Below are 16,095 nucleotides of genomic sequence, written 5' to 3'. Positions count from 1 at the left end.
CCCTAGTCCGTGATTTCGATCGAATAGTTTTCGATCACGGTGTTGGCCAAAAGTTGCCGACACATGGCGTCAACCTGCGCGCGCGCCTTGTCGGCGTCGGTTTCGAGCAGGTCAAGCTCGATGTATTTGCCCTGGCGGACGTTATCGACGCCATCGAACCCGAGGGATGCCAGGGTGTGCTGAACGGCCTTGCCCTGGGGGTCGAGGACGCCGTTTTTTAGGGTCACATGGACTTTCGCTTTCACGGAAGACTCCTTTTGGCAAAAAGCACCCTTATTGGATGGTTTCCGGGCCTTGATAATCGTTGGGGCCGCTTTCCGGCAGGATGCCGAGACGCCGGGCGACTTCCTGGTAGGCTTCCTCGATCCCGCCGAGGTCGCGGCGGAAGCGGTCCTTATCCAGTTTTTCGTTGGTCTTGAGGTCCCACAGGCGGCAGTTGTCGGGGCTGATTTCATCGGCCAGGACGATGCGCATCTGGTCGTCTTCCCACAGGCGGCCGAATTCCAGCTTGAAATCGATCAGGCGGATGCCGATGCCGAGGAACAGGCCGGTCAGGAAATCGTTGATGCGCAGGCTCATCGCCATGATTTCGTCCAGTTCCGGAGGCGTCGCCCAGCCGAAGGCGGTGATGTGTTCCTCGGAGATCATGGGATCGTCCAGTTCGTCTTTCTTGTAGTAATACTCGACGATGGAACGGGGCAGCGCGGTGCCTTCCTCGATGGCGAAGCGTTTGGCCAGAGATCCCGCGACGATGTTGCGGATGACGACTTCGACGGGGACGATTTCGACCTCGCGTATGAGCTGTTCGCGCATGTTCAGGCGGCGCACGAAATGGGTCGGGATGCCGATCTCGCCGAGGCGGGTCATCAGGTACTCGGAAATGCGGTTGTTGAGTACGCCCTTGCCGGTAATGGTGCCTTTTTTCTGATTGTTGAAGGCGGTGGCGTCGTCCTTGAAGTACTGCACGAGGGTCCCCGGTTCGGGCCCTTCGAAAAGCACCTTGGCTTTGCCTTCGAAAAGTTGTCTGCGTTTGGCCATGGCTGTGTGTCCGTTTTCGATCTGTGCGAGGGGCGGCGGCGGCGGTGAGGCGCGTCGCCTCTCAAAGTCTGCTCTATAGCAGGTCCCCCCGGGCAAAACAATGTTACAGGGCGGGATGGGGCGGCGAGAATAGCCCCGGGTGGAGCCGTTGCGTCGGTTTTACGCGCCACCCGGAGGGCGTCACGCCTCAGGCCGCCTGGAATATTCTCTCACCGGGAAAAACGACCGAAATCCGGGTGCCTTTGCCGAGATTGCTTTCAATACTCAACGTTCCGCCATGTTTTTCGGTAAACACGCGCGCCAGATAAAGGCCCAGCCCGACGCCTTCGTGGGGGTGGGACGCGGTGTCCGTAAGTTGTCCGAACGGTTCGAGGGCGTGGGGAATGTCTTCGGGACTCATCCCAATGCCGTTGTCCGATACCGTCACCTTGAGCGCGCCGTTCGCAAGAAGCGCGCTTCTTGTCACGATTCGCCCATTTTGCGGCGTAAACTTAATGGCGTTGCCCAGTAAGTTGATGAAAATTTGCTTAACTCTCAGGCGATCGGCCAGCAACAGCAAGGGCGTTTCGGCCAACTCCAGCGCGAGGTGAATGTTTTTGTCCTCGGCCTGCCCAAGGGCCAGATGTTCACACGTTTGCAAAATGGCGTTCAGGTCGATGGTTTCTTCGTGTAGCTCCAGCGTCTCGCTTTCGATTTTCGACATATCGAGAATATCGGTAATGATTTCGAGCAAATGCTGGCCGGCGGCGTTGATGTCGGAGACATAACCGCGATATTTCTTGTTTCCCAAAGTTTCGATGTCTTGGTGCATGAGAAGGTCGGAAAAGCCGATGATGGCGTTGAGCGGGGTGCGTAATTCGTGGCTCATGCTGGCGAGAAATTGGGTTTTCGCATGATCGGCGTATTCCGCCTGTTCTTTGGCGCGCAATAGGTCGTCCTCGGCGGCCTTGCGATCCGTAATGTCCTCTTTGACGGCCAGATAGCTGACAATTTTTCCATCCGGGTCGCGAATCGGGGAAATACTGGCGTACTCCCAGAAACGTGACCCATCTTTGCGGATATTGTGCATTTCTCCGCGCCACTCTCCGCCCGAGGAAATGGTTCGCCACAGTTCTCTGTATTGGTCCTTCGACATGGTCCCGGATTTCAGGAAACGGGGATTGCGGCCGATAACTTCCGCGGTGGTGTACCCCGTGGCCTGAAGGAATTTTGGATTAACGTACTCAAGGTGGCCGTCAAGGTCGGTAATCATGACCGACACCGGACTTTGTTCGACGGCGCGTGATAGTTTGCGAATGCGGATCTCGGCTTTTTTGCGTTCTGCGATTTCTATCCTGAGGCGCCCGATCGTTTCGACGTGCCGGGAAATAATGGCGCCGATTAGGGCCGTGATCATGATTAAGAACGTCACCGCGGTCACGGCGAAGCCGATAGCCTCGCGCTCGAAGCCCAGTCCGGCGGTTTGTTCGGGGCGCATGGAAAAATAATAGGTCCCCTGGTCGGCGACATAGTGTGTCGCGACAATCGCCGAACCCAAGATCAGAGCGCCGACGGACCGGCGCACAAGGACCCGTAGGGTGACGGGGTTCTCGCTCGGCGCGCCCTTGACGAAGAGCGCCAGGACCGACAGTCCGATCGCCGCCGCAATCGAGGCGGTGAACGGGATGGGGTCGTACATGACCGGAAAGGGGGTGCGCATGGCGGCCATGGCGGTGTAGTGGATGACGGCGATGGCGAGCCCTATCATGACGCCCGACAGGACGGTGCGCGCCGGGACTATGGGGCGTGCGCCGATCAGATAGAACGCCCCGCTCGCCGCCAGGGTTCCCGACATGACGGACACGCCCCTCATCCATGTATCGTGGGTTGTGACGTCGGGCAGGGACAGCCCAACCATGGCGATGAAGTGGGTCGCCCAAACACCGCCGCCAAAAATCAGACTTCCGGGAACGAGCCACAACAATCTTGACCGGGTCGTGCGGGCGCCGGCCATCCTCTCGATCAATTCAAAGACGACGATTGCGCAGACAAACGCGGTGGCGACCGACGCCGCCACCAGAGCGGGGTCGTGCCGAACGGCGTAAACCGACGCAGGAATATCGCCCGGCCCCAAGAAATGTATCAACGCATGCATCGTTTAAAGCGTCCTGTGTGGGGAACCATACTGCGAAGTGTGGCGCCACGAAATAGGATCTGCGAAGAACCCGTCACACGGCTGATTTTCGCCGCCAAAATTTTCTGAACTATAATCGCGAATATCCCCCCTACCCAAGTAGAATAGATATAAATTAAGAATAAAATAAAGCGATTATAATTGAGTATAAATACCATCATAGGAGGCGGCGTCGCCGGGCGTCGAGGTGAAAAGCCATACGGGCGGGCGGTCTTTGTTGCGTTGTTCGGGCAAGGCGATCAGGGATGAGCTGACGGTGGCGAAGCCGTCTTCGCCGTGGATGTTCATGGCCCCGGCGGGGCCGTCGTCGGCGTCGAAAAGAGGGCAGGCGAGTAGACGTTTCCAGTCTTCCCATGCGCCGCGTTCCGGGTCGGGCGGGGCGGCCTTGGCGAAACGGGGCAGGTAGGTGCGCACCCTGGCCGACGGCGGGTGGGCGTTCAGGCCATGGGCGGTAATCATCGACAATCCCGCACTCAGGGTTTGTACGAGGACATCGCCCCGGCCGTCGGAACTGAGGACGTAGGCGTTGCGATTGTCGGCGATGAATAAGTGGAACGGGCGATACGCGCGCGGGTCGATATGACATAGGGCCCCCGCCGCCGTGTAGGCGTCGGCGTGATCGAGGGCCTCCAACGGAAGTTCGCCTCGCGTGCGTTTGGCGCTATCCGGCCCGAGGGTCCGCGGCTGATTGAGGACCGCGGCGACGACCCCGTAATCGTTGAGGCCGAGCCAACTCCCACCGCCGCCAAGATCCAGTCCGGCGGTGGTTTGCGGGCGGTCGGGCCAATGGCGCGCGGGCGCGCGCCATGACCGACCGATCATTTCGTCCCGGTTCGCGCCCAAGATCAGGGGCCAGGGGTGGTTCAAGGTACGCTGAACGACGAGGGTGCACATAAGTGCGATTACACGCGCCCGGGCAGCGAAGATCAACCGTCTCGACGCGTCTTTCGGCGATTCATTTTTAAATGATCCGAAAATGGCGCGTGTGTGAAAATGGCGTGTACGTATTGTACATTCCGGCAGTTAGGCATAAATCTAAATAAGGCGTCTCATGCGAGGGTGTTCTTAATTTTCGAGAGGCGCGGCGCCAATGATCAAGAGGTAACATCTTATGTCTAACTCGTTTTCGTCTCGGGGTAAGGGCTTTGAGGCAAAGCTGCAACAAGACAGCGAACTGCGGTTTAAGGCCGAGTCGCGACGCAACAAGCTGCTCGGCCTGTGGTTGGCCGAAAAGATGGGGCTTTCGGGCGCACAGGCCGAGGCCTACGCCAAGGAAGTCGTCCTTTCCGATCTGGACGTTCCGGGAATCGACGACATGGTCGCCAAAATTATGGGTGATGTGCGCGCCCGGGGGTTGGCCCTCGACGAGGCCGATGTCCGCCGCGAGGCCGAGCGCCTAATGGCGCGGGCCGTGGACGAGGTCGCGGCCCGCTGATTTATGCGCTCGCCGATAGGGTGCGGGGCGTCTTTTGGAGAGAAGCGTCCGCCCCCTCTTGGCGGGGGCGGACGCTTCGGCCTATGCGCCGAAGACGCGCTTGAAGATCGTATCGACGCGCTTGGTGTGGTAGCTGATCGAATCTTCCTCAAGTAAGGCCTTCAGGTCCTCGACCCTCAAGGCTTTGGCCAGGTCTTGATCCTTGGACAAGAAGAAAAACAGCCGGTTTTCATGCCCGGCGGCCTCTTTTTCCGTTTCATCCAGTGGGGCGGGGGCGTCGGTGTTGTCGGGATCGATGCCGAAGCTCTTCCACACCCGCATGGCGTTGCGCTGCACGATTTTATAGGCGTCCTCGCGCGAGACGCCGTTCTGGGTCAGGTACAACAAGACCCGTTGGGCGTCGTGAATCCCGCCGAAATTATTCAACTGATCGCGCATGTTCTGGGGATACAGCACCAATTTGTCGATCAGGCCGGTCAGGCGACCCAGGGCGAAATCCAGGGTGACCGTGGCGTCGGGGCCGATCATCCGTTCCACCGACGAATGAGAAATATCCCGTTCGTGCCACAGGGCGACGTTTTCCAGCGCCGGAACCACCGCCATACGCACGGTGCGCGCCAGGCCGGTCAGGTTTTCGCTCAAGATCGGGTTGCGTTTGTGGGGCATCGCGCTGGAGCCTTTTTGTCCCGGCGCGAAATATTCCTGGGCCTCGCGCACTTCGGTACGCTGGGCGTGACGAATCTCAATGGCGACGTTTTCGATCGAACTGGCGATCACACCTAGGGTGGCGAAAAAGGCGGCGTGACGGTCGCGTGGAATAACCTGGGTCGAAACCGGCTCGGGGGTGAGGCCCAGTTTGTCGGCGACGTATTCCTCGACCGCGGGGTCGATGTTGGCGAAGGTGCCGACCGCGCCGGAGATGGCGCAGGTGGCGATGTCCATCCGGGCGCGCAGCAGGCGGTCGCGGTGGCGTGCGAACTCGGCGTAAAAACGGGCGAATTTCAGGCCATAGGTCACCGGTTCGGCATGAATGCCGTGGCTGCGCCCGATGCACGGCATGTCCTTGGCCTCGAACGCCCGGCGCTTGAGGGCGGCCAGCAATTTATCGAGGTCGGCGAGCAGAAGATCGGCGGCCTGACTGAGTTGCACGGACAGGCAGGTGTCGAGGACGTCCGAAGAGGTCATGCCCTGGTGGACGAAGCGCGAAGGCTCGCCGATGTGTTCGGCCAGTTCGGTTAGAAACGCGATGACGTCGTGCTTGGTTTCCAACTCGATCTCGTCGATGCGGGCGATCCGCTCGGGGGTGTAGGGTTTGTCGCCTTTCTCCCAGACGGTCTTGGCGGCGGCGGCGGGGATGACGCCGAGCCGGCTTTGCGCGTCGCAGGCGTGGGCTTCGATTTCGAACCAGATGCGGAATTTGTTGGCGGGCTCCCAAATGGCGACCATTTCGGGGCGGCTGTAGCGGGGAATCATGGGCAAAGGCCTCTCGGCTAGACGGGCGAAAAAATAGGGTTCACGCGGGGTATAGCAGGTTCGAAGCGCGAACGAAATATATGGATCGGCAAATGATGGACCGCTTCTTTTTACCGATCGGCGAGAAAACGCTATGATCCGCGTGTGCGCGCGTCGCCCAAACGGAGGGCCGGCGGTGTTGAAAGGAGGCGTTCATGCGCAAGGCCACAAACGAAAGCGGACCGCCGCCGGCGAAACATGCGATTGGCGTTTTGTCGCGCCTGAGCGGCTGTCCGGTGGAAACGATCCGCTACTACGAACGCATAGGGCTTCTGGCGCCGCCGCCCAGGACCGAAGGCGGCCATCGGGCCTATGACGATGCGGCCGTGTCCCGGCTGTCGTTTATACGCCGCTCGCGGGCATTGGGCTTTACCCTGCAGGACATTGGCGCGCTTTTAAGGCGGGTGGACGGCGGCGCGTACACGTGCGCCGAAGTGCGGGATATCGCCTTGGATCATCTGGCTGATGTCCGCGCCAAGATCGCCGATCTGAAAGCCATGGAACGCTCCTTGAAAACGCTGGCGGACACGTGCGCGGGCGGCGATGTCACGCAATGCCGGATCATTGACGCCCTATCGGAAATTCCGCGCTCGGGAACCCCGTAGCCGCATCGCCAAGTATAACGTGGCGGTAAGAGCCTGCAGCGCGAACATGGTTATAAATGCCGCCCGGTAGCCTGCGGGATCGTAGCCGCCGTCCGCCAGGCGGGGCCATAGGTTGATGATCGCTCCAATGCCCCACTGGGCGGCGAAGGCCAAGATGAAAACGAACACATTTAACGATGCGTTGACCCTTCCGGCGAGGTGGGCGGGGAAATTCTGCGACAGCGCGGCGTAGGCCAGCGTGCCCGTGGTGCCGAGGAAGGCGAACGCCGCCCACAGCGGGGCGGCCCACGTCGTGACCCCCGCGATAATGCCGATTTGAACCACCATGAATAGAGCCATGCCGCCCAAGGCCACGCTCATCGGGCGCACGCCGAAACGCCCCAACCGCTCGGCGATGACCCCGCTGAGCAAAAATCCAGCGGTCATCGCCGCCGCCGATAAAAACAGGACATTGGCGCTTTGGGCGCGATCAAGCCCGGCGACGTCGCGCAACCACGGCCCCGCCCAAAGGCTTTGCACGGCGAGGAAGGTCGCCTGGGCGACGATACACGCCGGCGCGATCGCCCAAAAGGCGCGGTCGGTTAAAATATGACCGACTCCCCGGATTTGCTCGATCAGGCGCGCCCCATGGTGGGCGTGTTTGCGTTCGGGAACCACGGCGATGATCAGTCCGGCGACGCCGAGCGTCAGTGCGGCCAAGACAAGGAAAACGCCTCGCCAGTCGAAAAAATTGAGGGCGAATTCGACCGGCCTGGTCGCGCTGAGGGCGCCCAGGCCGCCGAACATCAACAAGGCTCCGTTGACCAACGCTAGGCGTTCCTTGGCGAACCACATCACCGACGCCGTGAACGCCGCCATCAGGCAGGCCGAAACCCCGAGGCCGATCAGGGCGCGCCCGGCAACCAGGAACGCCGTGTCCGGGGCGAGGGCGAAGATTACCGCGCCCAGGGCGGCGAAACACAAGAGCGCCGCTTCGGTGCGCCGGGGACCGTAACGGTCGAGGAAAACGCCGACCGGAATCTGGATCATCGCGAAGGCCAAAAAATAGGCGCTGGTCATCAATCCGAGGGCGTTGGCGTCCAATCCCATGTCGGTAATCAGCTCGGGCGCAATGACGGCGTTGACGACCCGGTACAGATAGGACAGGTAAAAGCCCATGGCGAAGGGCAGGAATACGCGCAGAACGACGAGAACGCCCGGGGAGGACTGCTGGGGCGAAACATTCGGGGCGGTCATGGCGCTTCCATTGCGTTGTTGGGTTGTGGGCCGGCTTGATTGGAATGCTTGCGATTAAATTCCATTTTAGGCGCCATATTTTCAGGCGCCATATTCGGCCCAGCAGTTTGGGGTTTCCCAGACCCGCACGCGGTCGATCACGGCGGCGTCGCCGCTTCGCGCACGCACGGCTTCATCCAGGCGCATGAACCAGTGTTTGGCCAGACATTCCGCGGTGGGGTGAAAATCGACGATATATAATTTCGTCTGCAAGCGGCAATCAACAGTGGTGCAATATCCGATTTTTTCGATTTCCGCGCGTATGTCTTGATGCCATATTTCAAAATCACAATCAAGGGGCGCGAACATCGCCAACACCTCGACATCACCCAGGGCGGCGATAAAGCCGTGATCGCAGGGGGCGTCGATATGGCGCTCCATCTCCTCTTTTAAAAAACCGAAGTCAATCACCATGTCGGTCTGTTCGCCGTTGCTCTGCAAGGCGTCGCCGCGCGCCTTGCAGGTCGCTTCGATGGTATAGCGATGGCCGTGCAGGTGGCGGCATTTCGAGCCGTGAGTCATAATCCGGTGTCCGGCGTCGATCCCGATCGTGCGGGTGACCAGATAGGTCATCGTTATGGAATTCCTATGATTTTGTGGGTTTGCAGGGACAGTTTCCAGCATGGGTGATCGAGACAGTAGCGCACCGTCAGGGCGGTGTTGCGCGCCCGCTCGGGGCCATCCATGGGCTGCAGGAAAAAATGCGTGAAGTCAAGGTCGGCGAACGCGGCGGGATCGACGCCGGGCTGGGGGTAAACCAATTTCAACTCGTCGCCCGCCCCGACGGCAAGTGGCGCGTCGCCCTTGGGGCTGGCGCAAATCCAGTCGATCCCGGGTGGCGGGACGCGGGTGGCGTTGGTTTCCAGGGCAATTTCGAAATGGCGCGCGTGGAGGGCGTCGATCAGGGCGGCGTCGATCTGTAGCGTCGGCTCGCCGCCGGTCAGCACGACATAACGCCCGCCCGCCTTCTCCGTCTCCGCCGGCGTCGGCCACAGGCGTTCGATGGCGTGGGCAAGATCGTCGGCGTCCTCGAAGCGCCCGCCGCCCGCGCCATCGACGCCGACGAAATCGGTATCGCAGAAGGTGCAGCGCGCCTGGGCGCGATCCTCCTCGCGCCCCGACCACAGGTTGCAGCCCGCAAAGCGGCAGAACACGGCGGGGCGGCCCGCCCGTGCGCCTTCCCCTTGCAGGGTATAAAACATCTCCTTGATGGCGTAGCTCATCGCGCCCTAGTTTCCCTTGACGTAGGCGTCCCAACCGGCCCGGCGCAGGTCGCAGGCCGGGCAGGCGGCGCAGCCGTAGCCCCAGGGGTGGCGCGCCGTGCGATCGCCGCGGTAACAGGTGTGGGTGTCCTCGACGATCAATTCGACCAGGGCGTCGCCGCCCAGGCGGTGGGCCATGCGCCAGGTTTCGCCCTTGTCGATCCACATTAACGGGGTATGGATGACGCATCGGGTGTCCATGCCCAGGCCGAGGGCGACCTGGAGCGCCTTCAAGGTATCGTCGCGGCAATCGGGATAGCCCGAATAATCGGTTTCGCACATGCCCCCGACCAGATGGCGGGCGCCGCGCCGAAAGCCCAACGCACCGGCCAGGGTGAAAAACAACAAATTGCGCCCGGGCACGAAGGTATTGGGTAGGCCGCTTGCATCCAGGGCGATTTCCCCCTCGCGGGTCAGGGTGCTGTCGGCGACATCGCCGAGAACGGGAAGGTCGAGGACCCGATCCGCGCCCAGTTTTTCTGCCCAGGCGGGGAAGCGCGCGCGCAGGTGTTGGATCACGGTTGTGCGGCAGCTCAGTTCGATATCATGGCGCTGGCCATAATCGAAGCCGACGGTCTCGACATGGGCGAAGGCGTCCAGGGCCCAGGCGAGACAGGTCGTGCTGTCCTGGCCGCCGGAAAATAGGACGAGGGCGCGGGCGTCTTTTTCGAACACGGTCAATAACCTCTATGGAAAATCCACGACAACGGGCCTCTTATAGCAAACCCGTCACAACAACCCCATGGCTTTAAATGAACTGTGGGCGGCTTTGGTGACGATAATATGATCGTGCAGGACGATGCCCAGTTTCTCGCCGGCGTCGCGGACGTTTTTGGTCATCGCGATGTCGTCTTTCGACGGTCGCGCCTCGTCGCTGGGGTGGTTGTGCACCATGATGATCGCGCTGGCGCCCAACTCCAAGGCCCGCTTGATGACCTCGCGGGGGTACACCGGGGTGTGATCGACGGTGCCTGTTTGCTGCATTTCATCGGCGATCAGGGCGTTTTTGCGGTTGAGAAACAGGATGCGAAATTGTTCGGTTTTCTCGAACCCCATGGCGGCGCGGCAATAGTCGATCAGGCTTTGCCAGTTGGCGAGGACGGGCCGCCCGAGCAGGCTTTCGCGGCCGAGCAAAAGGGCGCTTTCGCGCACCACTTTCAAAGTGGTGACGACGCTATCGCCAACGCCGTCCAGCGCCATCAGTTCGGCGCGGTCCGCCGATATGGCCCCGGCGTAGGAGCCGAACCGCTTGATCAGGGCCTTCGCCAAGGGCTTTACGTCCTGGCGCGGCAGGGCCATGAACAGCACCAGTTCAAGCATTTCATAATCGGCCAGGGCCCCGGACCCGCCTTTGAGAAATCGCGCGCGCAGACGCTGGCGGTGGCCGTTGTGAGGGGAAGGAGGGCGCATCGGCGAGCCGTTCGCCGGGCTAGGCGTAGGGCGGCTTGTCGAGGCCGGCCGGGGACAGGGTGAAGACCTCGAAGCCGTCGGCGGTGACGCCCAGGGAGTGTTCGAACTGCGCCGACAGCGAGCGGTCCTTGGTCACCGCGGTCCAGCCGTCGGATAGAATCTTGACGTCGAAGCGGCCCAGATTGATCATCGGTTCGATGGTGAAGAACATACCCTCGCGCAGCACCACGCCCTCGCCGGGATGGCCATAGTGCATGACGTTGGGGGCGTCGTGGAAAATCCGCCCCAGGCCGTGCCCGCAAAAATCGCGCACCACCGAACACCGTTCGCCCTCGGCGTAACTTTGGATGGCGTGACCGACGTCGCCCAGGGTCGCGCCCGGCTTGACCGCGCGGATGCCGCGCCACATCGCCTCGAAGGTGATGTCGATCAGGCGCGCCGCCTTGACCGTGGGCTTTCCGACCGTATACATCCGCGAACTGTCGCCGTACCAGCCGTCCACGATGGGGGTGACGTCGATGTTCACGATGTCGCCGTCGGCGAGACGCTTGTCACCGGGGATACCGTGGCAGACGACATGGTTGACCGAAGTGCAGATCGACTTGGGGAAGCCGCGGTAATCCAACGGTGCGGGCGTCGCGCCGTGATCCAGCGTGAAGGCGTGGCACAGCGCGTCCAGCTCGTCGGTGGTGACGCCGGGTTTGACGTGCGGGGCGATCATGTCGAGGGTCAGGGCGGCGAGACGACCGGCCTTGCGCATGCCCTCGAAATCATCGGCGCTGTGGATTTTTATGCGTCGCCCCTCGTCGTGGGCGTATGTCGTTTCGATATCGTTCATGCGGGGGATTATGGCATTTTATACGCAGAATGAAATAGGCAGTTTCCCAGGCGTCACAAAACAATCGGCACGGCGTCGCCAAGGGTAATTTCCTCGGGACAAACCCGGCACCGATAGCATAACGCCTCAACACCGGATTTTTTTGCAAAATCAAAAGCTTGTCGATATGCAGGGTCGATGTCGGTCGCCAAGGAGAAGTGCCCGCCGTCGTCGCGCTGCACCAGATACAACATGACCGCGCGGTGGCCCTGGCGGACCATGTCCGACAGTTCCGCCAGGTGTTTCGCCCCCCGGCTGGTGACGGCGTCGGGAAATTCGAGCGCGCCGTGAGGGTCGGGGGCGCGTTTCAAGGTGACGTTCTTGACCTCGACATAACAGTCGGGCAGGCCGGCCCCATCGAGCAACAGGTCGATGCGCGAGTTCTTGCCGTATTTGACCTCCCGGCGGATGCCGCGATAGGCCGCCAGTTCGTCGATGCGCCCCGCCGCGACGGCCTCCGCGACGATGGCGTTGGGGCGCGCCGTGTTGATGCCGACCAGGACGCCCTGGGCGCGCACCAATTCCCAGGTGTACCGGAGTTTGCGTTTCGGGTTGTCGGCGGGCGATACCCAAACCTCGGCGCCGGTTTCGAGCAGCGACAGCATGGACCCCGAGTTGGCGCAATGGGCGGTAATTTCCACGCCGTCCTCAAGGATAATGTCGGCCATGAAACGTTTGTAGCGCTTGACCAAGGTTCCACGAAGGAGGGGGGTGTCGAATTTCATCGCTGAGGGCCTTTCGGGGCGCTGTGGTCTTTATCCGGCGTATCGCCCAAGGCGTCACTACTCAAAGCGTCGGCCAGCGCGTGGGTGGCGCTGCCTCGGGCGAGGGGCTGGGGTTGGTCGGGAGATGGCGACCAGGCGGTCAGATAAATAATTTGAAAAGTCGCCGGCACGCGCCCGTCCGGGGCGGCGAAACGGTCCTGGTATAGCGCCATCGCGCGCAACAGGGTTTGGCGGCGCAGCGGGGTCTTGCGCCGCTCGATCACGGCGTTGCTTTCGCCCATCGCGCGCAGGTCGCCCAATAATTTGAGGGGATCGCGATAGGAGACGGTGATCGTTTCGATGTCGGCGACGGGCAACGTGAAGCCGGCGCGGGTGAGCAAATTGCCGGCGTCGCGGACGTCGGCGAACGGCGAAACGCGGGGGCTTAGGCCGTCCTCGCATTCGATTTCCGCCGCGCTTAAGGCCTCGCGCAGCTCCCATAAGGTCTGTCCGCCCAGCAACGCCCCCAGAAACAATCCGTCGGGCTTCAGGGCGCGGCGAATTTGCACCAGCGCACCCGGCAAATCGTTGACCCAGTGCAGACTTAGGTTGGAGAGCACGAGATCGAAAGCATGGTCGCGAAACGGCAGGGCTTCTTCGTCCGCGGCGAGGGTATGGTGGGTGCGTCCGGCGGGGCCGTCCGTCATGTCCTTGGCGCGCGCCGTCATGGCGGGCGACAGGTCGCTTTGCACCAAGGTGGCGATGTCGCCGCGCGCGCCCAGCAGCCGCGCGACGGTGCCGTCATGACAGCCGAGGTCGAGGGCGTGGGGAAAGCTTCGGCGCACGTCGTCGAGCCGTTCGGTCAACCGTTCGGCGACCTCGCGGAATAGGAAATCGGCGTCGACGAAGGCGGCGGTGGCGGCCCGTGTGCGGTGCTGGCGTACGGCGGCGCGGTTGAAGATGGTTATGGAATCGGACATTGTGGATGTATGGCACATCGTGGAGACTTGATAAACGATCTAAATCGCCCCGCGTCGCCACGACCGCGGCGCGGCGGGGCCTTGATCGTCGCCGGCAGAAACATCCTCGATCGGGTGTTGCCGCCCCGCTGCTTGGGGTGCGGCGAGGTTATCGCCGGGGACGCGGCGCTGTGCGCGTCATGTTGGGGGAAGATTACGTTTCTCGGCGCGCCGTGCTGCGATGCTTGCGGCCAGCCGTTCACCTATGCCGTCGGAGACGGCGCGTTGTGCGCGTCGTGCCTCGGGCGTCGCCCGGTTTATGCGCGGGCGCGCGCCGTATTTTCTTACGACCATGCGTCGCGAGGTCTTGTTCTCGCTCTCAAACACGGCGACCGCAGCGAAGGTGTCGCCGCCTATGCCCATTGGTTGGCGCGCGCCGGGCGGGAGCTTCTGGAGGATGCCGATCTGATCGTGCCGGTGCCCTTGCATTGGACCCGATTGCTGTTCCGCCGCTACAACCAGTCGGCGTTGTTGGCCCGCGCCCTGGCGGCGGTGTGGTGCGCGGCCCATCCTCACCAAGATCCGCCGGTGACGTATCTTCCCGAAGTTCTGGTGCGCACCCGACGCACGCCGCCGCAGGGTAAATTCGACCGAACGCGCCGGGCGAACAACGTGCGTGGGGCGTTCGTCGCGCCGCCCGCCCGACTGCGGCGCATCGCGGCCAAGCGTATCGTCTTGATCGACGATGTGCTGACGACCGGAGCGACGGCGAGCGCCTGCGCTCGGGTGTTGCTGGCGGCGGGGGCGGCCAGGGTTGACGTGCTGACCTTGGCGCGGGTTTTGACGCCTGGAATCTGAGGGGGCGTCCCACACCACGGTGAAGATGTACGGTTTTCCGTGGACGTGGAATTTCGACGGCGATATACGGGAAGGACGGGAGCGGACGATGCCGCAACCGTTCGCGTTTATTTGAGGGGCGACCGTTTAGGCTCGCCCTAATGGAGCCTTTGGAAATGTCTGTTGAAGTTGAAATTTACACCACGCCGATTTGTCCTTACTGCGCGCGCGCGAAGGCGTTGTTGGACAAAAAAGGCGTCTCCTATACCGAGATCGACGTTATGAGGGATCGCGCCCGGCGTCGTGAAATGGAGGAACGCTCCAACGGCCACACGGTGCCGCAGATTTTCATCGCCGGTAAGGCGATCGGTGGCTGCGACGATATGTTCGATTTGGATTTCGACGGCGAACTGGACAAGATGCTGGGTCTGAAATAATTCGCGCCGAGGCAAGGGTCGGAACCGAAGGGAAGAAAAAATGGCCGAAGTTTTCACGGCGGCCTGCGTTCAGGTCAACGCCGGCGAGGACATGGACGACAACATCGCCCACGCCTGCGCGTTGGCGCGGCGCGCCCGCGATGCCGGGGCCGATTTCATCGCCATGCCCGAAAACGTGGCGATGATGACCTGGGGCGCGGACAACGTTCGCGCCCGCGCCTTCGACGAAGACAGCCATCCGGCGCTGGCGGCGTTTCGCGCCCTGGCCCAGGAGACCGAGGCCTGGATCCTGGCGGGCACCCTGGCGGTCGCCGTCGGGGACAAGGTGGCCAACCGGAGCATTCTGATCTCGCCGCAAGGAACGGTGACGGCGCGCTATGACAAGATCCACATGTTCGACGTCGATTTGGGCGGCGGTGAAAGCTATCGGGAAAGCGCCACCTTCGCCCCGGGCGCGGCGGCGGTCCTCGCCGAACTGCCGTGGGGCAAGTTGGGGATGAGCGTGTGCTACGATCTCAGGTTCCCCCACCTTTATCGGACATTGGCGCGGCGTGGGGCCGATTTTTTCGCCGTTCCCGCCGCCTTCACGCAGGTCACGGGGCAGGCGCACTGGCACGTGCTGCAACGCGCCCGGGCGATCGAAAACGGCTGTTATGTGATCGCGCCCGCCCAATGCGGCGTCCACGTCAACGACCGGCGTACCTATGGCCATTCCTTGATTGTCTCGCCGTGGGGCGAGGTGCTGGGCGACGGCGGCGTGGACCCCGGGTTCATCGTCGTTCCGATCGATCCGGGTCAAATCACCGAGGCGCGGCGAAAAATTCCCTCGTTGCGCCATGATCGGCCCTTTTAAAATGACCCCGTGATTTATCGTTACCCGGCATCGTTCCCTTTGGGCGTCGGCGAATACAGTGCGTGCGGCGCGGGTTCGCCGTCGTCGCGTTCGCTCTGGGCGAGATCGTTGACGGCGCAAATTTTTTGCACGACCCCCGGGGTTGGCGACAGTTCGTCGATGCCGTGTTCGTAGGCGATGACTTGAAACCGCCCAAAGACTTTTTCCAGCAATTCGCCGTTTTTGAGCAGGTGGTCGGGGTTGCGTGGCCGGGTGAACGCCTCGTTGCCGCGGGCGAAGGTTTCATAAAGGAACAGTCCCCCCGGGGCGAGCGCCCCCAAGAGGGCGTCGAAGTGGGGCCGGTATAAATAATTGGTGACGATAATGGTGTCGAATTGGCGACCGCCAAGGGGCCACGGCGCACCGGTTTCCAGATCGATTTCGATGACCTCGGCATTTGGCGCGAAGCGTAAATCGGCGATCGAATCGGTGTTGCGGTCGATCAACGTTACCTCGCACCCCCGTTCGATGAACAAGCGTCCGTGCCGCCCGTTGCCGCAGGCCAAGTCGAGTACCGCGCCCAGGGGGCGCGCCAGCGGCGCGAAACGGACGACCCAAGGCGATGGCGTGCCGATGCGGATGTGGCGGGGCGGCGTTACGGGGGAGTTCTTGGTCATTTATTAAGTTTTCCAGATATAATTTAAAGTCGAACTACGCGATGATACTTCGTCGAACGCTA

Annotated in this window: 19 protein-coding genes; 5 read left to right on the top strand and 14 right to left on the bottom strand. The window is 61.9% G+C overall.

The window, feature by feature from the left end; all coding sequences use genetic code 11:
- Positions 1-2 precede the first annotated feature (2 nt).
- The 4 genes from purS to P3M64_RS08210 form a co-directional block, all read right to left on the bottom strand.
- Entirely contained in the window at positions 3-245 is a 243-nt protein-coding gene (gene purS, locus P3M64_RS08225; protein WP_132937786.1) for a phosphoribosylformylglycinamidine synthase subunit PurS, read from the bottom strand.
- Between the two features lie 28 nt (positions 246-273).
- A complete protein-coding gene (gene purC / locus P3M64_RS08220) occupies positions 274-1,038 on the bottom strand; it encodes a phosphoribosylaminoimidazolesuccinocarboxamide synthase (protein ID WP_132937787.1) in 765 nt (254 codons plus the stop codon).
- Between the two features lie 187 nt (positions 1,039-1,225).
- On the bottom strand, positions 1,226-3,172 hold the full coding sequence (locus tag P3M64_RS08215; RefSeq protein WP_132937788.1) for an ATP-binding protein: 1,947 nt from the start codon (positions 3,170-3,172) through the stop codon (positions 1,226-1,228).
- Between the two features lie 174 nt (positions 3,173-3,346).
- Positions 3,347-4,105: an NRDE family protein gene (locus P3M64_RS08210; RefSeq protein WP_132937789.1), complete on the bottom strand. Its 759-nt coding sequence runs from the start codon at positions 4,103-4,105 to the stop codon at positions 3,347-3,349.
- A gap of 217 nt (positions 4,106-4,322) precedes the next feature.
- Here P3M64_RS08210 and P3M64_RS08205 point away from each other — a divergent pair, with 217 nt between their 5' ends.
- Complete coding sequence (locus P3M64_RS08205) at positions 4,323-4,646, top strand: DUF1476 domain-containing protein (protein ID WP_132937790.1); 324 nt, start codon at positions 4,323-4,325, stop codon at positions 4,644-4,646.
- Positions 4,647-4,727: 81 nt separating this feature from the next.
- Here the strand turns inward: P3M64_RS08205 and purB are convergent, their stop codons facing one another.
- On the bottom strand, positions 4,728-6,119 hold the full coding sequence (gene purB, locus P3M64_RS08200) for an adenylosuccinate lyase (RefSeq protein WP_132937791.1): 1,392 nt from the start codon (positions 6,117-6,119) through the stop codon (positions 4,728-4,730).
- A 194-nt stretch (positions 6,120-6,313) separates the two neighbouring features.
- On the opposite strand from purB, the gene P3M64_RS08195 reads away from it, so the two are divergent.
- Positions 6,314-6,763 (top strand): MerR family transcriptional regulator, encoded by a 450-nt coding sequence (locus P3M64_RS08195; protein WP_132937792.1) that lies wholly within the window; start codon positions 6,314-6,316, stop codon positions 6,761-6,763.
- On the opposite strand, the gene P3M64_RS08190 is transcribed toward P3M64_RS08195, so the two are convergent.
- From P3M64_RS08190 to P3M64_RS08155, 8 genes are all read right to left on the bottom strand, one after another.
- Positions 6,731-7,999, bottom strand: coding sequence for an MFS transporter (locus P3M64_RS08190; protein ID WP_132937793.1), 1,269 nt, complete (start codon positions 7,997-7,999; stop codon positions 6,731-6,733). The genes P3M64_RS08195 and P3M64_RS08190 overlap by 33 nt on opposite strands.
- Before the next feature lie 81 nt (positions 8,000-8,080).
- Positions 8,081-8,611, bottom strand: coding sequence for a 6-carboxytetrahydropterin synthase (locus tag P3M64_RS08185; RefSeq protein WP_132937794.1), 531 nt, complete (start codon positions 8,609-8,611; stop codon positions 8,081-8,083).
- Positions 8,612-8,613: 2 nt separating this feature from the next.
- A complete protein-coding gene (gene queE / locus P3M64_RS08180) occupies positions 8,614-9,261 on the bottom strand; it encodes a 7-carboxy-7-deazaguanine synthase (protein WP_132937795.1) in 648 nt (215 codons plus the stop codon).
- A 6-nt stretch (positions 9,262-9,267) separates the two neighbouring features.
- Positions 9,268-9,975 (bottom strand): 7-cyano-7-deazaguanine synthase QueC, encoded by a 708-nt coding sequence (gene queC, locus P3M64_RS08175; protein ID WP_132937796.1) that lies wholly within the window; start codon positions 9,973-9,975, stop codon positions 9,268-9,270.
- Positions 9,976-10,029: 54 nt separating this feature from the next.
- A complete protein-coding gene (radC, locus tag P3M64_RS08170; RefSeq protein WP_132937797.1) occupies positions 10,030-10,710 on the bottom strand; it encodes a RadC family protein in 681 nt (226 codons plus the stop codon).
- 19 nt (positions 10,711-10,729) lie between these two features.
- Positions 10,730-11,548: a type I methionyl aminopeptidase gene (gene map / locus P3M64_RS08165; RefSeq protein ID WP_132937798.1), complete on the bottom strand. Its 819-nt coding sequence runs from the start codon at positions 11,546-11,548 to the stop codon at positions 10,730-10,732.
- A gap of 53 nt (positions 11,549-11,601) precedes the next feature.
- Positions 11,602-12,312: a DNA/RNA nuclease SfsA gene (gene sfsA, locus P3M64_RS08160; RefSeq protein ID WP_132937799.1), complete on the bottom strand. Its 711-nt coding sequence runs from the start codon at positions 12,310-12,312 to the stop codon at positions 11,602-11,604.
- Positions 12,309-13,271: a methyltransferase domain-containing protein gene (locus P3M64_RS08155; RefSeq protein WP_132937800.1), complete on the bottom strand. Its 963-nt coding sequence runs from the start codon at positions 13,269-13,271 to the stop codon at positions 12,309-12,311. The genes sfsA and P3M64_RS08155 overlap by 4 nt, the downstream gene beginning before the upstream one ends.
- Positions 13,272-13,298: 27 nt before the next feature.
- Here P3M64_RS08155 and P3M64_RS08150 point away from each other — a divergent pair, with 27 nt between their 5' ends.
- The 3 genes from P3M64_RS08150 (at position 13,299) to P3M64_RS08140 (ending at position 15,377) form a co-directional block, all read left to right on the top strand.
- The gene (locus P3M64_RS08150) at positions 13,299-14,108 is read left to right on the top strand and encodes a ComF family protein (protein ID WP_322111127.1); all 810 of its coding nucleotides are present in this window, start codon (positions 13,299-13,301) and stop codon (positions 14,106-14,108) included.
- Between the two features lie 155 nt (positions 14,109-14,263).
- On the top strand, positions 14,264-14,524 hold the full coding sequence (grxC, locus tag P3M64_RS08145) for a glutaredoxin 3 (RefSeq protein WP_132937801.1): 261 nt from the start codon (positions 14,264-14,266) through the stop codon (positions 14,522-14,524).
- A 40-nt stretch (positions 14,525-14,564) separates the two neighbouring features.
- Entirely contained in the window at positions 14,565-15,377 is an 813-nt protein-coding gene (locus P3M64_RS08140) for a carbon-nitrogen hydrolase family protein (RefSeq protein WP_132937802.1), read from the top strand.
- Between the two features lie 20 nt (positions 15,378-15,397).
- Here the strand turns inward: P3M64_RS08140 and P3M64_RS08135 are convergent, their stop codons facing one another.
- Complete coding sequence (locus P3M64_RS08135) at positions 15,398-16,033, bottom strand: class I SAM-dependent methyltransferase (RefSeq protein WP_132937803.1); 636 nt, start codon at positions 16,031-16,033, stop codon at positions 15,398-15,400.
- Positions 16,034-16,095: the final 62 nt, after the last annotated feature.

The organism is Varunaivibrio sulfuroxidans (assembly GCF_029318635.1).
GTDB classification, from domain to species: domain Bacteria; phylum Pseudomonadota; class Alphaproteobacteria; order Rhodospirillales; family Magnetovibrionaceae; genus Varunaivibrio; species Varunaivibrio sulfuroxidans.
This window is presented reverse-complemented; position numbering and strand designations above follow the sequence as displayed.